Here is a 21,475-nt window from a genome sequence, read left to right on the forward strand (position 1 = left end):
GTCTTTATGATTAGGAACTTCCCAACCCCCCCTTTTTGAGGTGCACTGCGGAGTTCTTCTCCCTACCCCTCTAATGCGAGGGGCGTGGGGACGTTGAGGTCCCCACATCAGGAGGGTTTCAGGGAGGAAAGCCCTGAGCAACCCCCATCCCTACTCACCGCTCCCCATCCACAATATTCACCCTCCTCACCTCTGTCTCATACCTCCCATCCCCATACAACCGAACCAACCGGAACCCTGGCTGAGTATCATCCATAGCCGTAACCGCTGGTGTCACCTGCAAACAAGTCGACGGACACCCATAAACCCCAATGCCCCTGGCTGTTTTGTGTTGAAATTCATGGTGAATATGTCCAAAAACAACTAACTTCACCTGCGAAAATTGCTCAATCAGCGCGAAAAACTCATCGGCATTTTTCACGCCTATTTGATCTACCCAATCGATGCCCACAGAGACGGGATGATGATGCAGTGCAATTAAAGTGGGCTTGGGCGGATGATGGGTTAAATAAAAACGCAGTTTTTGTAACTGCTGTGCAGAAAGATGACCTTCGCCAAAGGTGGCATCTAGAAAAACTGAATCAAGCAAAATCAGTTGCCATGGACCCAGGTCAATGGAGCTCAGCCCCTGACTAGCGGGCAGAACCTGGAGTACTTGCTGCAGCATGTCTAAACGATCGTGATTACCAGGTAGCCAGTAGGTGGGAATTTGCAGAGGTGAGAGTGCATCCACCAAATTCCCATAGGCCTCAGCCTCTCCCTGTTCAGCCAAGTCACCCGTCAATAGCAATCCATCAGGCTTACACTGGGTAACTTCCCGTAACACTGCGTTAAAGGTCTGCCAAGTATTACAGCCCCGCAGCTGGTCCGTGGTTTTGGCTAACAAATGGCTATCAGTCACTTGGGCTAAGAGAATAGAATGGCTCATGGTTCTAGCTTTTGGTAATAAACCAGTTCATGGTCAGGTAATAGCTGTGGATGAAAGATCTTAACTAAATCTGCCAGGAGCAAGTGGGGTTTAACGGCCCCACTCTCCCAGTAGTCATTGCCGCCAGTGTCATTGATGCGGGCATTGTTGTTAAAGACGTTGCCCTGCTTAAAGGCATCAAAACTGCCATAGCGAGGGTCGGTTGCGATCGCATCGCCATAACTGAACCAATCTTGACTGACATTTACCCAGACATCAGCTGTCGCCGCCTGGTCAACGACAGACTCAAAATCAAGCGGTATAGTAACCGTAGACTCATTCTCTTCCCACAGATAAGCAGAACCTGCATCTCTGAGTAACTGGGCGGCGTAGCTCTTGCCACCTGGCATGTACCAGGTACCCTCATAACTGAAACCAGAAAAGACCGTTGGCCGGTCTAACAGACCAGCCGTCAGCTCCACTAGAGATTCATACTCAGTCGAAATATCTGTAAAGACCTGCTGAGCTTTAGCCTCCTGGTTAAAGAACAGAGCTGTAAACAGCAGCCACTCAGCGCGTCCGAGGGGAGAGTTTTCCACATATTCTCCTGCCAGGACCACTGGCAAGCCTGCCTGTATCAGACGACTGTAGCCATCAACATCCGGGTCGCCTATACCATAGGTCATGATCAGCTCTGGTTCACTCACGAGGAGTCGCTCTAGATCGAGAGTTTTACCAGAGCTAAAGGCTATGAGTTCCCCTTGTTCAATTTTTTGACGAACGCTAGGAGTATACACAAAGCTGAAATCATCCATACCTACAAGCCCATCTAACTGGTTCAGCAGTTCTAGGTGAGGCAGGTAGGTGGTAGAAAGTGTAACCACTGTATTGACCGGGACTTGTATGACTTGAGCCTCTTCAAACCCTTCTGGAACCGGAGTTCCGCACTGCACTAGTAGATACTCAAAAGTCTCATTAGCCGCTTGCCAGGGCTGAGTAACGGTAACGACCTTGTAGTGGTTATAATAGTCAACGGAAAAGCCAGTTGCGTATTCAGGCTGAACTTTGTTGGGAAAGTAGTCTGTGGCAGGGTTGTAGTCTGTGACGCAGGCAGCATGATTATCAGCTGTGGCAGGCTCTGATGGAAGTTGTCGGCAGCCAGCCGTCGCCAACAGCCCTAATAGCAAGACGGTTGTTACAGACTTTTGGATAGATGGTTTTGCCGTGGTCGAGCCCCCCCTATAGTCCCCCTTTACAAGGAGGACAGAGTCCTGCTTTTCAAATCGATCCATTGTTACCCCCTCTCCCTACTTGATTAGAAAGTTCCTTTCAAACCCACCTGAACACTCCGACCTATGCCAGGGAACCCAGGAAACTCTTCAAACTGCTCATCAAAAATGTTGTCTAAGCTGGCATTCAATGCCCAGCTGTCGCTTAGAGGCAACCGTAGCTTAAAGTCCAAGGTTGTTCGCCCATCAAGGGTTTCTGAATTACCCCGATCAACAAAAGTATCACTGATGGAGCGTAAGAATAGAGCCGCGTATACCCCATCGCCAGGTTCATAAGCCAGACCTAAATTAAAGCTGTCGGCATTGGTAAACGGCAAAGAATTACCTCGATCATCGGGGTTATCACTTTCCCTAATTTCTGGACGATTCCACGTGTAATTTGCAAAGGCAAACACACCGTCAAGCACTTGGTAGTTTAGCTCCGTCTCAATCCCGATGGCCTCCACTCGATCAATGTTTTCGAACCTCATGGTATCACTGTCAAAGTTAATGGCATCCTTAATTTCATTGCGATAGAAGGTAACCCTAAATAAGCCCCGGTCGCCGATTTGTTGATCAATACCTACGTCAAAGCTAATGCCAGTTTCAGGTTCAAGGTTTGGGTTGTTGGTGTTGAATGTGGTCAGAAAAAGATCCGATAAGGTAGGCACACGAAAATTGCGAGCAAAGTTAGCCCGAAAATTCGTGGTATCGGTTAAAGCCACCCGTGTACCTAAGTTAAATGAAGTAAAAGAGTCTTCATCAGCCAGATCATTAAAATCTTGCCGAATACCGGCATTAACACTGACGCGAGAGGTGATATCAGCCTGGTATCGAGCAAAAATACCGGTTTGATTAATGCTTTTGTCATAGGCCTCAGTGGTTAAATCTGTCAACAAATTAGTTGTTTCGTTTTCTGCTTGAACATTACGGTAGTCGACACCGTAGGTAATGTTCTGATTATCAGCAAACTGCCAGGTATGCTGCAATTGCCCACCTAGGGAAATTTGATCGATCCTATCTTCTGAAGGCGTATCAAAACTGCTATCGGCAATGGGATCCTCGAAGGTAAGGTCAAGGAAATCACCAAATAATCGTGCTGTTAGCAATGAGTTATCCCCTTGCCCCAGCTTGGATTCATAGGTTAAATCCAGTAATAAATTTTCTGTATACTGACTATCATCTTCAGTCAGTGTATTGAACGCACCAAAGCCGCTAGGAGTCGGCACACCACCAGGAACATTTAAATCTTTGGTGAGATACAATGCCCCCAGACTTACCCGATTGCGTTCATTAATATCAGCTGCCAACTGAAAATTAAGATTGTTATAAAGCACCTCCGCATTGCTGCGATCACCCTCAAAGTCTGTTGTGCTTAGGCTAAAAGGAAAATCATTTTCTGAATCGGTACGGTTATAACCGAGTCTCCAATCAACATTGCCAGTGTTTCCCCGCACCTGTAGTGCCTGACTGTTATAGCCAAAGCTGCCAAGATCTAAGCTAGTGGTTGCCTCTATCCCTGCTTCTTCCAGCGGCCTGCGGGTAATGATATTGATGACACCACCAATGGCATTGGATCCATACAGTACTGAGCCCCCCCCTGGCAGCACCTCAATTTGTTCGACCGCATCGGTTGTAAAGGTCGAGAGATCAAATCCACCTGCTGCACCGATCTCGTTTATCGGACGACCATCTAGCAAAATCAGGGTTTGAGCTGTTCCACCTCCCCGAATAAACTGACCACTCTGAGAGCCCAACTGACCACCGGCTGTACCTTCGCTCAATATTCCGGGCAGATAGAGTAGGGCTTCATCAACAGTGCGGGCTCCCTGCGTTTCAATTTGTTCGCGATTAATCACATAAACAGGCTGTGTTGACTCACGAACAGTACCTTCACGACGAAAAGGAGAGTAAACGGGCTGATCAAGGATACTTTCAACAACATTAATCCGAATAACGTCATCTACCTCAGGAGTCTGAGCTAATTCAGAATTTTCTAGTTTGGTTGTTTCTCCAGCCCAGGCAGGTGATGCCAATAGAAAAGATAAAAGCGTTAGAGAAGCAGGGAACTTGGACATAGTAGACATTGGTCTTTTGGTTTTAAGTGTGTATTGTGTGGAGAAACGAACAACCAAAGGATCACCTTTATCCCCCAAACCCTTCTCCTGAAGAAGGAAGGCAGTAAGAGAGGAGATTTTTTGAGAAAAACAAATTCTTTCAAGCCAAAAATTCTCTCCTTGAGGAGAAGGAGAGGGATTTAAGGTGTGGAGGCCAAAGCAACTTGCAGACAAAAGTTAAGGCTAGAGCCATGCTTCAGATGACTATTTAGCTATGCCACTGAAGCTAAAGACCGTATACATAGACTCTAGTCAATTCTGTTTCAAGGGCTATAGACATATCGACAACAAACTCGCCGTTGGAGCCTGGACCGGGCAAAAAAGATTTGATTCACATCCGTACCTCGCAGATATCTTAGGTCACAGCATCGGCGGGCGTTCTGACTGAGAGGCATAAACAAGGTTTAGAACCTCTTTCACAGCTGCGGGACAGTGGTAGATTTTCACTACGCTTTCCCCATTAACTCCAGTGGCTGTTCCCCACTAGAACCGATCCAGAGTAAAATCATATCACACTGATCTAAAGTGAGATGTTCAGATTAAATACCTAGATACTGTTGGCCTCCTCAAAAGACTTTTGCCTGAGCCACCTTGTGAGCGACCTGGATAACCAATGCCTATCCAGGTCGCTCCCCACCATTCTATAAATTTGCAACGGCGATCATTAATCTGTTTACTATGCCTCAGCCCAGCTTGACTATTAAAGCGACGTATTCGACCTTGAGTGCATCTGAGCTTTTGAGTAAAGTAGCACCGCAATATAAAATGCCGAATCCTGTCTCCTGCGAGTTTTGGCATAGGGGGCTCAATGACACCTATAAATTATCTTCCGAAAAAGATGATTTTATATTGCGGGTGTATCGACACAATTGGAGGACACGCTCAGACATAGAGTTTGAACTAGCGGCACTGATGCACTTACATAAGCAGGGGGCAGCTGTTGCTATTCCTATTGAGAGAAAGCAAGGAGGGTTTATTACCCCGATTATGGCTCCAGAAGGAGAACGACACGTTATTATCACTCAGTTTGCCCAAGGAAATATCTTAGAGTTTAACGATCCAAAAGATGCAACTCTCCTTGGTCAGGCAGTGGCAGAAATACACAGTTGTTCTTCAGGGTTTGAGTCCAATGCTAGCCGCTATACATTAGACCTCAAACATCTTATAGATGAGCCTTTGGTCAAGATCCAACCTTATTTAGCAGAAAGGCCCTCAGACTGGGAGTTCTTAAGTGAGTTAGCCAACAGTCTTTTTACAATTGTTAATGCTACAGAGGTAGGTAAGTTGGACTATGGGTTTTGCCATGGTGACGTTCATGGAGAGAATGCCCATGAGCATGGTGGCAAGGTCACACACTTTGATTTTGACTGCTGTGGCCTGGGTTGGCGCATTTATGATCTGGCCACATTTAGGTGGGTGATTAGGCTGCTTGGCAAAGAAGATGCCCTATGGTCAAGTTTTCTAGAGGGATATAGGTCAAAGAGAGAGATTTCTGATTTGGATTTAAGTCTTGTCGAACCGTTTATTGCCATACGAGATATTTGGTTCTTTGGGCTTAATACCGGTCATTCCCTGGCCCAGGACTGGCTCAATGATGACTATATTAATTTTCATCTAAATTTTCTCAAACAGATATCTGAAAAGATCAGCTCAGGTAGCTAATTAGACCTAAGGGTGGACAGGCTAATCGCTCGCAAGCGACTGGACAAACTGTTTACCACAATCCTTACAGAGATAGCACTGCTTTCCTCGACGACGACCATTTTTTGATAGTCGTTTTGACTGACAGTGCGGGCATATCATTACTTTCATTACATTGGTGGCACGATCATTCCCAACATGCGGTTCTAAATATGACACTAGTAGGTCCTCAATCTGCTGTGTCAAGCGCTGACGATGCTCTTGGTCAGAGGTGTGTAGAGCCTTCAGAATCAAGGCATTAGAACTGTGCACACACACTTCGGCCAGAAGGTCACATTGGGCTTGCCCTAATGATGAATTGCGCTGTTGTAGAATGTTGGCCAGGAAGTCAATGGCTTCTTGGGTCATGCTGTCGTCAATCGACTGGAACATATCGCGAGCGGTGTAAAACTGGACAAACACCACTCTAGATACAGGCTGCTCAAACAGCTCTACTGCTGAAGATATAAGGGCATGAATCATTGGCCGCAGGGGTAGCTGCACAATTTCTGGCGTATTAATATGGGCCCAAAACTGCTTGACGCGTTCCACATGGCGCAGCTCCATCGCGTTAAAAATAGCCGCTTTATCTGCAAAAAACTGATACACAGACCCAATGGCTGTCCCAGCTTTCGCTGCAATTTGATGGGTGGTGGCAGCGTTATAACCAACCTCATCAAAAACTGCCGCCGCCGCATCTAAAATTTTTTCCACCCGTTCTTTGCCCCGCTCTTGCTTGGGCTGGCGACGAAGATTTTTTGACAAATGCGACTGGTCTGTCATATTTTTAAAACACGACGGATTCCTCACAATTTTATAACTAACGGAGACCCCCATGAAGTCTATGCTTTTTGGTGCGCCCTGGTTATTGGCGCACAGGTCTATGCTGGCAGTGGATCAGCCGCGCAAAATGTCGCTGTATGGCAGTGACTACGTGATGTGGAAGGATGCCATTGGAGACATTCATGCACTGCCCAATGCTTGCCCTCACATGGGAGCCATGCTGTCAGAAGGATGGTGTGAAACCAACAGCGGCACCAGTAAGGTAACCTGTCCATTTCATGCCCTTGCCTTTGATGGCAAGGGCTGTACGGTATTGCCTGGGTCAGGTAAGAAAACGCTGCCTCAATTAAAGCCGTTAAAACTCTTTATTCAGGGCGATTTTATCTGGTCCTATGGGGATCATCAGCCAAAAATTGGGATTCCCACAGTGTTGGATGATGTGGCCAAAACATATAACTTTGTGGGTCATACCGCTGATATCAGGGTTGAAACTGATTTACTGACGATGCTGCTCAACATGCATGACTATAACCATCAAAACGGTACTCACCGAGATTTATTTCGGATTACTGAGGTAGAATTTCATCAGTTTGTTGATCAGGGGCATCACTCCCATGCGTTTTATGAAATGCCCACTGAACCTTATTCTCTATTAGAGAAAGTGAGAAAGCCAGATCTCTTTCTATTGCCTAATAGGCTAAAAGCTCATCTGGAGAACCATTTTCCATCTTTGGTTATTTTTCATGGAGAAACTCCATTGGGTAAAATTGCTCAATGTCATCTCTTTATACCTGAAGCGGAAAACCGAACTCGCACATATATTTTGTTGTTTGGTCAGGCAAAACACCCTCTATTTAATCTGCTAGGTGACAGCTTTCTTAGCTTTAGCAAAGTGGTTGTCGAACAAGATGCAGATATTCTGGGCAAAATTTACTCTGATACACCTAGAAAAATCAAGCTCAACAATGAAGTGGGTATGGACTGGGTACGTCGTAACTTTGAAAGTTTTCCAACTGTTGTCGAACCTAATCTTTCAAAGTAATGGAAGGTAACAAGCTATATTGAAATTTTGCTTAGAGATTGTTATCTTCTGACCATTTTTTTAACTCTTCTAGAAAGCCTAGGGCAGTACAACCAAACGTTGTGATTTCGTAAGCCACGGCAATGGGTCTTGTGCTGATTACCTGGCGTTTCACGAGTCCTGCGTCTTCCATCTCTTTAAGACGCTGGTTCACCATTTTCTTGCTAGCACCGCCAATCTGACGAGCGAGATCATTAAATCGCACGGGGCCATCTTTGAGATGCCAGAGAATTGAGCCTTTCCACTTTCCCCCTAAAACTCTCATTCCTCGTTCAATGGAGCAAGGCTCCAGGCAAGGCTCAACTGCCCGTTTACGACCATGACTATCGGTTTCAATTTCTATGGCCAAGCCCATGACTGGTTACTAAAAGTATACTGGTTGACTATCGTATCTTAGATTTGTACGGTATGCGTGTCTGGTTTTTATTCCTTAAAGGAACTCCCATGCACGATATTCATCTGTATACGGCTTCAACGATGAACGGTTGGAAGCCACTGATTTTTTTAGAAGAAGCAGAGGTTGGCTATGAACTAACGCCGATTGACTTTAGTCAAAAAGAACAGAAGTCTGATTGGTATATGCGGCTGAATCCGAACGGACGTATTCCTACGATTGTGGACCGAAGTAATGATGATTTTGTTGTCTTTGAATCGGGGGCCATTCTCTGGTACTTAGCGGAAAAATATGGGAAGTTTTTGCCTGAGGATAGAAATTTGCGATCGCAAACCCTCCAATGGCTCATGTTTCAAATGAGCGGAATTGGTCCCATGATGGGACAAGCCATGTATTTCCAGAGAATCGCCGAACCTCAAGGACATCGAGATGAGTTTGCCATCAACCGCTATGGGGCAGAGTCACGCAGACTGCTTGAAGTGTTAAACAACCAGCTTGACAATAAAGATTATCTTGTTGGTGATGACTTTAGCATCGCTGATATCGCTATGTACCCGTGGGCAAGATCCTACTATTGGGCCAAGGTCTCAGTAGATGGGTTAAACAGTCTAAAAGCCTGGTTTGAACGCATCGATGCTCGACCCGCCACTCAGCGCGCCCTTGAGATTCCCAAGCCGTTTCCTGCCTTCTTTGGCAAGGGAGATGTGGCAACATCGGAAGCTGCTAATGCTGATCGTTTCAAAAGTGATGTTAATCAATGAAGTATGGCAAATTTAACCTTCGATGAAATTATCAGAAGAATTGATTGCATGAACGGCTGGACCAATTAAGTCAATCCGATCGGTCCAAATACCCCCCGCATAGGTTGCTGGTAAATCTTGAAGTCGCTCCGGATCATCAAAACCTTGGGAGAAGCCTTCGCCGTTATAGTCGCCCACCAGGAAAACCTTGGTGCCCACATTGTGCATGCGTTGCAGAAATCGGTTGGGCCAGCCCCATAACCAGGGGGCAACGTTGGCAGGGACCAGAAGCATGTTGCGATCGCACCTATCCGGTACCCACCCAGTCCAACCCAAAGCTACATAGCGAATCAAACATTGTTTTAGTCGACGTGGCCACAGCGTCCGAATCGTGGGAAATTGTTCACGAATAATGCTAGTCGGCTGGTCTGCACCATACACCATAAATTGTGCCTGACGTTCAGGAGGTAGCATCGCTAATCGCTCAGCTAAAAGCTCACCCTCCTTTGGATCCTGGCTTTTCACGTTAATAACAAAATTACGATCAGGAAAAGCATTGAACACCTCTTCCAGTGACGGCATCATACCAACACCTCGTCCACGAAATGGATAGGTTTTTCCGCCATCGACGGTATACCCATAACCAATGTCAAGAGCCTGTAGACTATCTAGAGTTTGCTCACGGGTAACACCAGCACCATTAGTACGACAGTCAATGGTCCAATCGTGAAATACAGCAAAATGCCCATCAGTCGTTGGGTGAACATCCAACTCAACGATGTCAGCGCCATAGTCAAACGCCGCTTTCATCGACGGCAGCGTATTTTCAAGATAGTCATGGGGCACGGGTAACATCCGCTCAGCCGTGCACGTATCATTGGTTAACCCCTGGCGATCATAGCCTTGACTCAACCCACGATGGGCCACCAATATCGGAGAAAGACCAATGGGTTTCACCCAAAAAGAAGCATTACTAAAATAGAGAAAACCGATGGCTGCCATGAGCATGATAGCCATTAGCTTCCAAAAATTACGCCGTTTCCTGACCATAAATGAACAACACCCAATTGTCATTACATGCTTGTTTCCAGTAATGCCTGAACAACAGGATGAAAGTCCTGCCATTGATTAAAGACGTCCTCTGCCCACTGGTTTACCAGCTCATAATGCTGGGTGGCATTCTCCGCTCGCAGAATGTCATTAATTGTTAAATGACCTAAACAATCGGGCGGCTCTAACCAGACAAACTGATCTTTGTGTTGAACCACCTTTACCTTTATGTTAGAAAGCTCGCCAGCCGAAACATCTAACTTAAAATAGGCATATAGACTCGATAAATGAACATTTAACGAGCTGATGGTCTGACGACTTGGTTGACCTGGATGTTGAATCGAATAGGTGTCTACCGTCAGATCATGAACGGCCCAATAGGCAAAATCAGAATACTCGCGGGCAAGCACTTCGCCATACGTTGCCCAGCACCCCGGTGTGGATAACAGATAGCTGTGGGCAGCCCCATCAATATCGTCTGTTTCAGCCCCACAGGAGAAACACTTGATCAATGCCATAGCCACGATTCCCATAATTGATCGGGACACCCATCAGTATAGCCATAGCTTTAAAGATGTTGTAATTGCTCAACTCGGTTGCAAGAGAAATAAGGGATATGCTCAAAAATAAAGTCCCCCATAAAAGATTGTCGTAAAAGGTCTAAGGTTCTAGTTTTTAGGTCTACCTTCCAGTCACTTGGATGAGGCTAAATGACCTAGTCCCTAACACCGAACACCTATCACCTGACACCACCGGGGATTTTATTTATTCACAGATCCCTTAACACTTATCTACTTAACCAAGAAGACCCAACCTACTTAAACCTCTCCCATATCTACCGTGTAGTGTCCCACCAGCGTGATTCTCTCATAGGACATCGGATACACATGCAAAAGATTGGGATTCTCCTGGTCTCGGTGTAGTACAACACCATTGAGACCAATATCGATGCGATAATCAACGACCCGATCATCACCATCAAGCACCATAGCCATAAATGGATGTTCCGTTGGATTGATCCGCTTTAAATCTTCATAGTCTTGCGTAAAGGGTGTCCCAAAGCCTAAAGGTCTATAAATGCCATCACTATAGTCTTCAGGAGCTAGCTGAGGAATTGCGTCCATATCCAATCCAGTTAAGATCAGCTTGCGCGTACCTTCACTGCCATTGAATACAATCTCCACCTCCTTGAGAGGTTCAGTGGCTAAGGGGGAGTCAATTTCCCGCCCGATTACTTTATCGAGAGTTTCAATTTGGCTATAGTCAGACCCCCACAGCCGGTTTTCATCATAGGTACCAGGGGGCACAAAGCTATGAAACTGTAGATCCGAACTGCGGAGATCTGCCCAAGTAGTTCCAACGATGTCGCCAACAATCAGGTTTGACTTTTTATCTTGTTCTCCAAGGGCCATAATCTCTGCATCAGCTAAATCGGTAGCCGTGACCTCCGACTCTTTGACCACATCTCGAAAAGCACCTAAATCAAGCTGCATGCCTTTAAGGAAACCAAATTTTGGCCAAGCCTCCAGATTGCGTGCCTGTGACCAATAGCTAACAGGGTTAAGATCCGAAACGATATCGGCATAAGCACCCCGAGGGAAATCGAAATATCCCTGATAAATAGTTTCCTGACCCGACGGTGTTTCAGCGTAGATTGCCAGTTCCCAGTAACTTGCGCCCAAACAATTATTGGTGAGGCCAATTGACAATTGATCAGCGCTGTAACCACCTAATCCACCCGGAATATCAATGTGTTCAGAGCCAGCAGCAAATATCACCCGCTGGCGATTAAACTCACGTTCGGTCAAAAACCATCGTCTCAATGCAGGGTTATTCTTAGCAAACTCTGGCACTTGGGGAATAAGCCGGCTGAGATCGATATTACGTAGATTAAGGGTTGTTTCTCCATCAGGACCAACAATGTCAAATGTGACATCTGTTTGATAATTATCGCCAACCTGAAAACCAATAGTTGAGCCGACAAAGGTGGAATCTTCGGCTGGCGTTTGGAGCGCCATCTGCTCAATATTCTTATTGCTATAACGACTAATAAACAACAAGAATCCTGAACCTGAAATAATTGCGGGGACTAAAAACCATAAAAGAAAATTTTTCTTACGGGGCAAAATCTCTTTGGAATGAGACGATTTATCAGACAGAATTTGCTCTTGATCTTGGGGCAAAAGAGTCATGGTAGAGCTGAGATTTGTACGTGTACATAAGCGATATTACTTAATATTTATAGAATTTTCTTGATCTAAGACCACATGAAATTTATTACAAAGGGACCCCCTGTTGAAATTACTTAGATAATTCCGCCTTAAGCTTGTCAAAAAAAGACGATTTTTTTCAGTAATATTCCGTATTTTAAAGTTTTTTTAGTAAAAAAACATACTTTAGACTACGCAAAAAACATGGAATCATTAACAATATTATTTTTTTGTAATTTTGAAGCTTATTTATCCTGTTGTTAGCAAAACCCCTGGAAATACGTTGTTATTTTTCTTTTTTCGATAAAAACAAATGCTTTTTTGTACGTATACATACCTGTCTATATGTCTGTATATCTATACAATTTGCGGTATAGTTACGGTGTAATACTGATAATGAAGTTTGTGATTTTTATTGTGTTTAAATAATGAAAAAGAATCCACATTTATAATACTAAATACCTATTATTATAAATGTAATTGATACTAATTCCCTGCAAAAATAGCCTTTAAGAAAGTATTTAGAGCATTTTTAGAAGGATTCGCTGACTATAAGTTCGCTAACGTCTAAAAGCTTGGGTAAATCCAGTATTTGTATAATCTGATCCCCATAAGGCACTTGTCCTTGAGCATAGTCACTGCCCATAATTTGAGCATTATCAGTGACTTCTTGAATATCGCTTAAAGTTGCAGAAAATAGTGCATCACGAATCTCTTCTACAACAATAGCTATAAGACTGTCCTGATACTCTACAACAATAGCTTTAGGCAATCTTTGTAACGCCTTTAGGGGCAACCCTAAGGACTGAGTAATATCGATCACAACTAAAACTTTGCCTCGTAAATTGATAGCCCCAATAATGTGTTTTGGACAGCAAGGAACAGGAGTTGCCTGGCTGATAGTGATAAATTCTCGCACCAGATTGGAGTCAATACCAAAAAGATTATCACCTAAAGAGACGACGATTAAGGCTCTAGACTCCGTAATTGCGCTTTTCTCATCAAGTGACTGCCTCAGGTTTTTAGCCCGCTGATGAAAGATTGCTCGATCCTCAGGAGTGACCGCAGGTGCAAATGTTGTTATAGAAGTATCATCTAATAACTGTGTTTCAGAAAGTGCTTTCTCAGGTTGAGCGCGATAAAAATCATCGGCTAAAGAGCGAGTAACAGAGATGACCTGCTGGATTTCCCCAGTTTTGAACCAGGCTTGGGGAGAGTTTAAGATCAAAATATCGCTTTCATCTGTGACCATGCCTGAGAAAAATCTTTTTAGGTTAAGATTGGATTCCTCTTGTTGTTTATCCATATCAGCTTTGATATCTGATGCAGATAATTCTTTAATTCCTTGGACTGAGTTCACAATGATGCCTATGTTTAAATCTGCCTGTTGGAGAACAATAATGCTGTCGCTCAGATGATAATGTCGCGGTTGGGACTCACTATTAACTTGGAGGTCAACAATAGGTAAGGTGTCCCCGCGTCGATCAAGGACTCCAATGACACCCAGGGGTGCATTCGGAATGAGTACAAGCTCCGGTAAAGCAAATACTTCCTCAACGTAAGCTGTGTCCACTGCGGCTTGACACTGATTGATTTCAAAAAGGCAATAGGATGTTTCCATAATTGTTCTCTAATCGATTTCCTTTGAAGCTTGTTCGTACTGCTGAATAATTTCAGCAGCTGTGAGATTCCCAAATTTGGCGATTCTAGTGTCTCCAGGAAGTTGTCGAAGAAGATTGAGGGCTGTTTTTTGCATTTGCAGGCTAACATCTTCCAGGGAATCATCTAGAACCTGAAGTCTATCCTCAGTTATGACCGTTGCCTGTGGGAGCTGTTGCTGGGGCAGAGCTAATGATTCGCTGGCTATGGGTTTGATAACCGTATCTGCTGGCCGCTGGTAAGTAATAGATTCTTCAAACATTTTGACCCAAAACTTATCAGGATTTTGACTGTGAAGCTCAGTGTGTCCCACCAGGAGATAACCCAAGGGAGCAAGCGCATTATGGAATTTATCTAACGCCGTTTTGACAGCTGCGTCACTAAAGTAAATAAAGACATTGCGACACAATATTAAATCCATATCTCTGAAATAACAGAATGGATTTAAAGATGAGTTATCGAGTAGGTTGCCAATTTGAAAGCTGACCATAGTTTTGATGTCATCGTTAATATGATACTGATTGTTTGCTTGTCTAAAAAAACGTTTCTGAATCTCTGGATCAATTCCCCGAAAAGACCAGGGACGATAGAGTCCTTTGCTGGCTTTCTCCAGTGCTACCGAGTTAATGTCTACCCCCAAAATTGTCAGATCCCAGTCCTTGATATTTGGGATTAAATCGTAAAGCAGCATGGCGATTGAATAGGGCTCCTCACCCGTTGAACAACCGGCACTGCAAATACGAATTGTTTTTGTCTGAGCCTTACGTTTAAGTAAATCTGGAAAAATATGATTTCTTAATAAATTAAACTGCCCTTTATCTCGAAAAAAGAAACTCTCGGTATTCGTGATTGCTGTGGTTAAACTGCCCCACTCCTGCTGACTTTTGTATGTCTCGGTGGCCAGTAATCGATAATAGGCTGTTATGGAATCTGAACCTATGATCTTAGCCCTGCGGGTAATCGTTTCTTTGAAGACTGCCTGATCGTTTTCTCTAATAATGATGCCAGTGCGCTTGACAATCAGCTGGATAAAAGCTTGAGTCAGCTCTGGACTTAAGGGCTCTATGGATGACACAGTGGGTTTTTACTCTGAATTTTAAGATAAGGACTAATTATTGGAGTTCGAGCGAAAACTGTTGAACAACTCTTAAAACGGTCGGCCCAATAGCCTGGATGGGTAAAACCTGTTGGGCTGCCCCCAGGTCAATGGCTTCTTTAGGCATCCCAAACACAATGGACGTTGCTTCATCTTGGGCAATAGTTAGCCCCCCTGCATCGGTGATAGCTTTCATTCCATCTGCACCATCACATCCCATTCCTGTTAATAAAATTCCAATGGCTCTACGTCCATAAAATTGGGCAATTGATTTAAATAAGGTAGTCACAGAAGGACAATGTCCATTGACCAGAGGTGATTTTGAGTGAATAAATCGGCCTTGATGATCAATCTCTAGGTGTTGACGCTCGGGTGGAAAATAAATGTTGCCAGGTTTAGGGCGTTCTCCGGCTGGGGCGATCTGGATTGAGAGGTGACAGGATTCATCCAGCCAGTCTATCAGTCCCTGTAAAAATCCAAGGCTGATATGCTGCACACAGACTATCGGTAGGGGGAAATCTGCAGGTAGCGATGTTAATATCTGCTGTAATGCCAGGGGACCACCGGTGGAAGAGCCCACTGCTAAAATTTTGGGTCTGCTACTTAGTTTTATGGATGAGGCGATTTGATTATGACGGAGCAATGCCTGATGAGGCTTAGATTTTTGTTGTTTTTTCTTAAAAACTTTGACACCAGATAGTATCTTTATTTTATCAATCAGAGCTTGCTTAAGTCGTATATTGTCGCTGTCTAATCCAGCTTTTGGTTTAGGTAAAATGTCCACTGCTCCAGCCTCTAGCAGTTGAAAAATACGATGAGTATCTTCTTCTTCTTGCACTGAAGCACTGACCACAAGTATAGGTAGTGGGTAGCGCAGCATGACCTGGGATGTGAATTCAAGACCATTCATATGGGGCATGAAAAAATCGGTGCAAATCACATCGGGACGTGTGTCAGGAATAAGGTGTAATCCTTCCAGTCCAGTTCGTGCTGTCCCCACAATTTCAATATCAGGTGAGGAACTGAGAATTTTTTTGAGAATTGCCAGGGCAACGGGAGAGTCTTCAACAACTAGAACACGAATAGACATCAGGTGCTAAGAATAAATAGGTACTAAATAAGTTTTGCTAAGGTTTCTAAAAGGGCCTCCTGATTAAATCGACCTTTAAGAATATAGGCACTTGCCCCTGCATCTGCACCGCGCTGGCGATCAGCAGCCGAGTCTAACGTGGTTACTAGAATAATGGGTAAATTTTCAAATTTTTGGTGCTGACGAATTTTGGTGGCCAGGGAAAACCCATCAAGGTAGGGCATTTCTACATCAGAGACAACGGCATCAAATGTGCCACTCTGGAGAGTGTTGTAACCTTCGAGACCATTGTTAGCTGTAACGACGACATAACCAGCACCCTCAAACAATCGTTTTTCCTGAATTCGAACAGGCGGTGAATCCTCCACTAAGAGAATGACAGGTTTTCTCTGGGTGTTTGATTTAGTTATAGTGAGTGTTTCAGATCGCGACTGTTGCTGTACCGACTTAAGTAGGTCTGGCGCATTGAGAATCATACAGATTTCTCCTGAACCCAAGACGGTCGTCCCAGAAACATTGCGCACCCGCTTGAGTAGCTTACCCAGAGGTTGGCTCACCACCTCCTGTTGACTAATCAATCGATCGATAAAGAAACCGACGTGATCATTACCAGCATTGAGGATCATACAAGGTCGGGTATCATCAGAACTTAAGCCTGGTTGAGCAACCCAATCGTAGATGGGAGAGTTAGATAGCTCTAAAACATCGGTTAAATTGGCCACTGGAATAGCCTGGTCGCCTAACATAATTGTGTATTCTCCATCGCTGGTCATAATTTGCTGAGGAGAGATCAGTAGGGTTGTTTTTAGAAACTCAATGGGTGCAGCAAACATCATGCCCTGGGTTTCCACTAGCACCACATTGGCTGTACTTAGAGCTGTGCTAAGTTGTAGGCGAAACGTGGTGCCTTGCCCGAGGGTAGATTCGATCTGAATATTTCCTTTGAGTTTTTCGACCTGGTTGCGGACAATATCTAACCCGACACCTCTACCAGAGATTTCAGTAATAAAGCTACGGGTTGAAAAACCAGGTGCCAGAATTAGCCGTTGAATTTGGCTGGTGGACATGGTGTCCAGTTCATCTGAGCTATAGAGTTTCCGTCGAACAGCGGTTTGTTTGATTTTTTCTAAATCTAGGCCTCTACCATCGTCTGTGATTTCAATGATTAGACTCATAGCCGTTTGATAAGCTTTGAGCCGTAGGGTAGCCACAGCGGGTTTACCCAGGGTTTCGCGTTCGGCTGAGGGTTCAATCCCGTGGTCGATGGCATTGCGCACAAGATGCATAAGGGAGTCTTTGATGCCTTCTAATAGCCGCTTGTCACCGGTGGATTCTGCCCCTTCAATGGTGAGATTGATGGTTTTAGACTGTTGTTTGGCTAGATCACGAACGACACGCTGTAGGGGTTGAAAGAGGGTGGATAAGGGCAGCAGCTGTAGTTTACGAACCTGATTTCTTAACTCTTCGGAGACCAGCTCAAGCTTAGTGCTGTTGCTTTGCAGGGTAGATCTCAAGTTTAAGATCAGGGTTTCTAAGCGATCTTCATAGGACTGGCCTGGGACAGCCTGCGGTTTATTTTTGTTGGCTTGCCATTCTTCCCAAAGCGTCATTAGCTGATCAGTTTGGGTCGAGGTTTGGGCGATTTGAATACGGGTGACGGCTAACTCTTCTGCTTGGGTCGTTAAGCTATCAAGATCGCGCAGTTGAACCCGAATGGTTTCGGTTTGGGGGGTGTCTTTATTGCCAGCTGGGTTGGCTGGGGTGAGTTCCAGCGTTGGCAGCGCGTTGGTGTCGACGTCGGCTAACGTTGCAACATCGGTAGGAATGTCAACGCCTGTGGGAATGGCGGTTGGCGGTAGGAGTCTGGTAAGGGTTTCCAGGAGCTGTTCAGTGTCGACGTTGGTGGGTATACCAGTGACGGCTTCATGGGCCAAATCAGCGATCGCATCTAGACCTGCATACAAGTGATCGCTGACCACCGCATCCAGCGACAGAGCCTGATTTTGAATACCACCCAAAATGTCCTCCACCCGATGGGTAAGGGCTTCTATCGATTCAAGGCCTGCACTTCTGGCATCCCCTTTCAGACTATGGGCCTCCCGTAACAATACCGATAAAGACTCCTGATCGTCAGGAGTCTGCTCTAAATTTAGAAGATTGGACTCTAGTACTTGCAGTCGTTCTGCCGTAGTCGTTTGATAAATCTGTCGCAGTTCAGGGTCAGCGATCAAATTGGCGCTGACGATCGCATCAGGTGCAGGGAGTGGTGTGGCTGGCACCTCGAACCCTTCTGTCACCTCATCTAACCGTTCAAACACTTGAGATAACACTACCTGGCTGGGTTCACCGGTCGTGGCTTCGTGGATCAGCTGACTGATGGCATCTAACGCATCTTCCAAACAACTGCCAATGTGAGCGGTAAAGGAGATGGTTTGACGCTGAATATTGTTGACAATCTCTTCAATAACTTCGACAAGATCGGCAATCTCGTCCAGTTCAGTCGCCCTAGAGTCACCTTTGAGACTATGGGTTTCCCGTCGCATTAGCTCCAGGGTGGTGGCATCATCCGGACTGTGCCCTAGCTGTTGAAGGCTAGCTTTTAAGGCTTGCAGACGATCATGACTGGTTATCCGATAGATCTCTCGCAGCTCATCATCGTCGATGTAAAGAGTTTTGACCGTGGGGTCTAAGCCAGGGGCTGGTGTAATAGTGGTTGAGGCTACAACCGCCTTGAGAAAATCCAGGGTCTGATTATAATCTATATCAATGGAGTCACCCGTAACCGCCTCGTGCACCAGTTGACCAATGGCATAAATACCCTGATAAAAGCAATCGCTGATATCCGGGGTAAACTCAGCCTGTTGTTGCAGGGCTTTGATTAACTCCTCTAGTTCCTGAGCCAGGATCGCAACAGCATCTAGACCAATGACTTTGGAGTCGCCCTTAAGACTGTGAAATTCTCGCCGCGAATCTTCGAGAATAATTGAATTATGGGGATCTTCTGTTAACTGTAGCAGACTAACTTCCAGGGTGTTGAGTCGCTGTGTGCTGGTTTCTTGATAGAGGCTGCGCAGTTCTGCATCTTGGATCATCATGCGTTTGAGTCATCGGGTTAGAGATTACGGTGAATTCGCCTGGTTCGGCAAACTCCCTGGCTCAGCCAGGGAGCCATGATGCAGTCAGGGCCTAGATGATCTTTTCCAGGTCTAGAGCGGCCTCATTTAGCTGATCTGTACCTACTTTGGTTTGGTTCAAACCACCAGCCGTTTCCTGAGCACCCCGGTTAATCAGTTCCATCGCGTGGACAACCTGTTTGATGGCATCTACCTGCTGTTTGAGGTTCAGTGACACTTGCTGGTTATTGATCACCACCTGATTGACAGAGTCCTGGATTTGATTGAAGGCTGATTCTGTGCGCTTGGCGATTTCCACACCTGTTTTCACAGTTTTGGTACCTTCCTCTGTCACCATGACGGTTTCATTAATTGCTTTTTGAATGTCAGACACCAGGTTGTTGATTTTGTCAGCTGATTGCTGGCTTTGGTCTGCCAGCTTACGAATTTCGTTGGCAACGACAGCAAATCCCTTACCATGTTCTCCTGCTCGGACGGCTTCAACCGATGAGTTAAGCGCAAGCATATTGGTTTGGTTGGCAAAGTCAATCACCAGTTGGGAGATATTACTAATTTGATCCGCCTGGCTACTGAGATTAACAATTTGCTCTGCGATCTCATCTACCTTCTGCTCCAGACTAAACATACCCTCCAAGCTGGCATTCAATGAATTCGCCCCTTCTTCCGAGGCCGAAAAAGCCAGTTTTGCGGCTTCAACGGCGGCACTTGCCTGTTCAGCCGCGTGACGAGAAGACGCTTCTAGCTCGTCCATCGTGGTGGTCGTTTCATTCACCGAAACAGCCTGCTGGTTAGCAATCCGTTCTTGCTGGGCCACAGTGGAGGCCATTTCTTGGGTAGACGTAGCAATGTTAGAAGATACTTTTTCGAGCACCAATACTAACTGCCGTCCACGCCAAATCGCAAACGGAATCACCAGCCCCAGAGATAACACAACGGTTAAACCTGCAAAAAGTTTGAATGAGTTAACCGAGGCAAATACTTCGCTACGGGGTACTTTTGCGATCGCAGTCAGTGCATAGGCTCGATCTGGATTAGGCACAAACCGTTTATAAGCAATAATGTGTTGATCCAGGTTAATAATGCCCGATTCACTGGACAGGATTTGTTCCGCCAGCTCTGGGGAATAATCAGTTGCCAGGGTTTCCTCTTTACCCAAGTCAAAGCCCCACAACTTGTCAGAGTCTGGGTGAGCGAGAAAATAACCCTCTTGGTTAACTAGCTGTAGCTCCTCGTCCTGCAGTTCCTCTGAATCACTCAGAAACTCTAAAAACTTATTGGCAAATACATTGGAAATGATAATGCCCCGCTGCTGACCGGATGCATCTACCACAGGCGTAGCATAGCGAATAACCGGTTTAAAGGGGACTTCAATCTCTCCCTGTTCCTGGTTGAGATTCACGGGTGATGTATAAACGCTACCGGGTGATAACGAGACCGTCTCAGTAAAATAACCCCGGTCCCCTTTATTCTGCAACTGAGACCTCGGAATGGGAGTCACTGAAGTACCATCAGAATCTACCCGCACCAGCTCTTCGCCAGACTCATCAATATACCGCAGCTGCATATATTGAGGCTTCTCCTCCATGATGCTCTGAAAGACATCCTGTAGACGACCAGCCCATTCATCATAGGAAGAATTATCTTGAGGATCGGTACCACCGTTGGCACGGGCACGGATCATCCCCTGAACTGGAGGCAGCTTACTCAGAAACAGAACATCCTCATTGAGCCCTGTCAAAAAAGTACTAATTTCATCAGTAGTTTCCTGCGCCTCTTCCTGTAGTAACTCGGTCGCATTGTTGCCTAGGGTATTACTGGCAGAGGTTGTACCCAATAGTCCAACGACTGAGGCTGGAATTGCTGCGCTCAAGATAATCAGAAGTAGAAGCTGCTGCTGGATTTTAAGTTTTTGGAAGCTGCCAAAGATGTTTGCAAACATGGTGAGTGCTCTTCTGAGATTAAGAAACTAAAAATTAGACGAAAACTGAGAATGAGGTGCAAAGAATGAGGAGACGCTGCAATTTCGCTGATTCAATGCATATTTGAGACTTCAGCCAATATTGTTGCCTATCCCATTAAGTGAATCTATCAACTTTAATTAGACACACCAAAACATGACTTCCTAATGAGTCAGAATCAGGATAGATATCAAAAAAAAAATAAAAAATAAAAAATAAAACTCAGGCACCATCAGAACAATTAAAACATGAAAGATTTCTCATCTAAAAAATCTCTAAAAGCAACCCAAAAATAAAAATTTTCTCAT

The 21,475-nt window shown here is 45.2% G+C and carries 16 protein-coding genes and 1 riboswitch; of the genes, 3 read left to right on the forward strand and 13 right to left on the reverse strand.

Annotated features, from left to right (window positions below; translation table 11 throughout):
- Nucleotides 1–154: 154 nt before the first annotated feature.
- Genes QGP82_RS11470 through QGP82_RS11480 form a run of 3 tightly spaced genes read right to left on the reverse strand, consistent with a single transcriptional unit; the run spans nt 155 to nt 4,262 of the window.
- A complete protein-coding gene (locus tag QGP82_RS11470) occupies nt 155–928 on the reverse strand; it encodes a phosphodiesterase (protein ID WP_499059160.1) in 774 nt (257 codons plus the stop codon).
- On the reverse strand, nt 925–2,199 hold the full coding sequence (locus QGP82_RS11475; protein ID WP_499059162.1) for an ABC transporter substrate-binding protein: 1,275 nt from the start codon (nt 2,197–2,199) through the stop codon (nt 925–927). Before QGP82_RS11475 ends, QGP82_RS11470 begins: the two co-directional genes overlap by 4 nt.
- 23 nt (nt 2,200–2,222) lie before the next feature.
- Nucleotides 2,223–4,262, reverse strand: a complete 2,040-nt coding sequence (locus QGP82_RS11480; RefSeq protein WP_499059164.1) for a TonB-dependent receptor plug domain-containing protein — start codon at nt 4,260–4,262, stop codon at nt 2,223–2,225.
- Nucleotides 4,263–4,645: 383 nt separating this feature from the next.
- Nucleotides 4,646–4,801, reverse strand: a riboswitch (cobalamin riboswitch).
- Nucleotides 4,802–4,970: 169 nt separating this feature from the next.
- On the opposite strand from QGP82_RS11480, the gene QGP82_RS11485 reads away from it, so the two are divergent.
- Entirely contained in the window at nt 4,971–5,954 is a 984-nt protein-coding gene (locus tag QGP82_RS11485; protein ID WP_499059166.1) for a phosphotransferase enzyme family protein, read from the forward strand.
- A 21-nt stretch (nt 5,955–5,975) separates the two neighbouring features.
- Here the strand turns inward: QGP82_RS11485 and QGP82_RS11490 are convergent, their stop codons facing one another.
- Complete coding sequence (locus QGP82_RS11490) at nt 5,976–6,755, reverse strand: TetR family transcriptional regulator (protein ID WP_499059168.1); 780 nt, start codon at nt 6,753–6,755, stop codon at nt 5,976–5,978.
- Nucleotides 6,756–6,807: 52 nt separating this feature from the next.
- Between QGP82_RS11490 and QGP82_RS11495 the strand changes: the two genes are divergently transcribed.
- The gene (locus QGP82_RS11495) at nt 6,808–7,797 is read left to right on the forward strand and encodes a Rieske 2Fe-2S domain-containing protein (protein WP_499059170.1); all 990 of its coding nucleotides are present in this window, start codon (nt 6,808–6,810) and stop codon (nt 7,795–7,797) included.
- A gap of 31 nt (nt 7,798–7,828) precedes the next feature.
- Here QGP82_RS11495 and QGP82_RS11500 read toward each other — a convergent pair whose 3' ends face one another.
- Nucleotides 7,829–8,191 carry a winged helix-turn-helix transcriptional regulator gene (locus QGP82_RS11500; RefSeq protein ID WP_250565850.1) on the reverse strand — a complete coding sequence of 121 codons (363 nt, stop codon included), beginning with the start codon at nt 8,189–8,191 and terminating at the stop codon, nt 7,829–7,831.
- Between the two features lie 89 nt (nt 8,192–8,280).
- Between QGP82_RS11500 and QGP82_RS11505 the strand changes: the two genes are divergently transcribed.
- Complete coding sequence (locus QGP82_RS11505) at nt 8,281–8,991, forward strand: glutathione S-transferase family protein (RefSeq protein ID WP_163659301.1); 711 nt, start codon at nt 8,281–8,283, stop codon at nt 8,989–8,991.
- Nucleotides 8,992–9,003: 12 nt separating this feature from the next.
- On the opposite strand, the gene QGP82_RS11510 is transcribed toward QGP82_RS11505, so the two are convergent.
- The 8 genes from QGP82_RS11510 to QGP82_RS11545 all read right to left on the reverse strand — a co-directional run bounded on the left by QGP82_RS11510 (nt 9,004) and on the right by QGP82_RS11545 (nt 21,148).
- Nucleotides 9,004–9,987, reverse strand: coding sequence for a glycerophosphodiester phosphodiesterase family protein (locus QGP82_RS11510; RefSeq protein WP_499059172.1), 984 nt, complete (start codon nt 9,985–9,987; stop codon nt 9,004–9,006).
- 56 nt (nt 9,988–10,043) lie between these two features.
- The gene (locus QGP82_RS11515; protein WP_499059174.1) at nt 10,044–10,538 is read right to left on the reverse strand and encodes a DUF5946 family protein; all 495 of its coding nucleotides are present in this window, start codon (nt 10,536–10,538) and stop codon (nt 10,044–10,046) included.
- Nucleotides 10,539–10,838: 300 nt separating this feature from the next.
- Entirely contained in the window at nt 10,839–12,212 is a 1,374-nt protein-coding gene (locus QGP82_RS11520; RefSeq protein WP_499059176.1) for a hypothetical protein, read from the reverse strand.
- 550 nt (nt 12,213–12,762) lie between these two features.
- Nucleotides 12,763–13,851: a chemotaxis protein CheW gene (locus QGP82_RS11525; RefSeq protein WP_163659305.1), complete on the reverse strand. Its 1,089-nt coding sequence runs from the start codon at nt 13,849–13,851 to the stop codon at nt 12,763–12,765.
- A gap of 9 nt (nt 13,852–13,860) precedes the next feature.
- Entirely contained in the window at nt 13,861–14,964 is a 1,104-nt protein-coding gene (locus QGP82_RS11530) for a CheR family methyltransferase (protein WP_499059178.1), read from the reverse strand.
- Between the two features lie 37 nt (nt 14,965–15,001).
- Nucleotides 15,002–16,075, reverse strand: a complete 1,074-nt coding sequence (gene cheB, locus QGP82_RS11535) for a chemotaxis-specific protein-glutamate methyltransferase CheB (protein ID WP_163659307.1) — start codon at nt 16,073–16,075, stop codon at nt 15,002–15,004.
- Nucleotides 16,076–16,098: 23 nt separating this feature from the next.
- Nucleotides 16,099–19,170, reverse strand: a complete 3,072-nt coding sequence (locus tag QGP82_RS11540) for a hybrid sensor histidine kinase/response regulator (protein WP_499059180.1) — start codon at nt 19,168–19,170, stop codon at nt 16,099–16,101.
- Between the two features lie 91 nt (nt 19,171–19,261).
- Nucleotides 19,262–21,148, reverse strand: coding sequence for a methyl-accepting chemotaxis protein (locus QGP82_RS11545; RefSeq protein ID WP_499059183.1), 1,887 nt, complete (start codon nt 21,146–21,148; stop codon nt 19,262–19,264).
- Nucleotides 21,149–21,475 lie beyond the last annotated feature (327 nt).

Origin of the sequence: Leptothoe sp. LEGE 181152 (assembly GCF_032906605.1) — a bacterium.
In the GTDB taxonomy this organism is placed as follows: Bacteria; Cyanobacteriota; Cyanobacteriia; order Phormidesmidales; family Phormidesmidaceae; genus Leptothoe; species Leptothoe turfae.

What these genes read in the sequence shown, in the direction of transcription:
- QGP82_RS11470 (WP_499059160.1), bottom strand. Translation starts at nt 928, where the DNA reads ATGAGCCATTCTATTCTCTTAGCCCAAGTGACTGATAGCCATTTGTTA.
- QGP82_RS11475 (WP_499059162.1), bottom strand. Translation starts at nt 2,199, where the DNA reads ATGGATCGATTTGAAAAGCAGGACTCTGTCCTCCTTGTAAAGGGGGAC.
- QGP82_RS11480 (WP_499059164.1), bottom strand. Translation starts at nt 4,262, where the DNA reads ATGTCTACTATGTCCAAGTTCCCTGCTTCTCTAACGCTTTTATCTTTT.
- QGP82_RS11485 (WP_499059166.1), top strand. Translation starts at nt 4,971, where the DNA reads ATGCCTCAGCCCAGCTTGACTATTAAAGCGACGTATTCGACCTTGAGT.
- QGP82_RS11490 (WP_499059168.1), bottom strand. Translation starts at nt 6,755, where the DNA reads ATGACAGACCAGTCGCATTTGTCAAAAAATCTTCGTCGCCAGCCCAAG.
- QGP82_RS11495 (WP_499059170.1), top strand. Translation starts at nt 6,808, where the DNA reads ATGAAGTCTATGCTTTTTGGTGCGCCCTGGTTATTGGCGCACAGGTCT.
- QGP82_RS11500 (WP_250565850.1), bottom strand. Translation starts at nt 8,191, where the DNA reads ATGGGCTTGGCCATAGAAATTGAAACCGATAGTCATGGTCGTAAACGG.
- QGP82_RS11505 (WP_163659301.1), top strand. Translation starts at nt 8,281, where the DNA reads ATGCACGATATTCATCTGTATACGGCTTCAACGATGAACGGTTGGAAG.
- QGP82_RS11510 (WP_499059172.1), bottom strand. Translation starts at nt 9,987, where the DNA reads ATGGCTATCATGCTCATGGCAGCCATCGGTTTTCTCTATTTTAGTAAT.
- QGP82_RS11515 (WP_499059174.1), bottom strand. Translation starts at nt 10,538, where the DNA reads ATGGCATTGATCAAGTGTTTCTCCTGTGGGGCTGAAACAGACGATATT.
- QGP82_RS11520 (WP_499059176.1), bottom strand. Translation starts at nt 12,212, where the DNA reads ATGACTCTTTTGCCCCAAGATCAAGAGCAAATTCTGTCTGATAAATCG.
- QGP82_RS11525 (WP_163659305.1), bottom strand. Translation starts at nt 13,851, where the DNA reads ATGGAAACATCCTATTGCCTTTTTGAAATCAATCAGTGTCAAGCCGCA.
- cheB (WP_163659307.1), bottom strand. Translation starts at nt 16,075, where the DNA reads ATGTCTATTCGTGTTCTAGTTGTTGAAGACTCTCCCGTTGCCCTGGCA.
- QGP82_RS11540 (WP_499059180.1), bottom strand. Translation starts at nt 19,170, where the DNA reads ATGATGATCCAAGATGCAGAACTGCGCAGCCTCTATCAAGAAACCAGC.
- QGP82_RS11545 (WP_499059183.1), bottom strand. Translation starts at nt 21,148, where the DNA reads ATGTTTGCAAACATCTTTGGCAGCTTCCAAAAACTTAAAATCCAGCAG.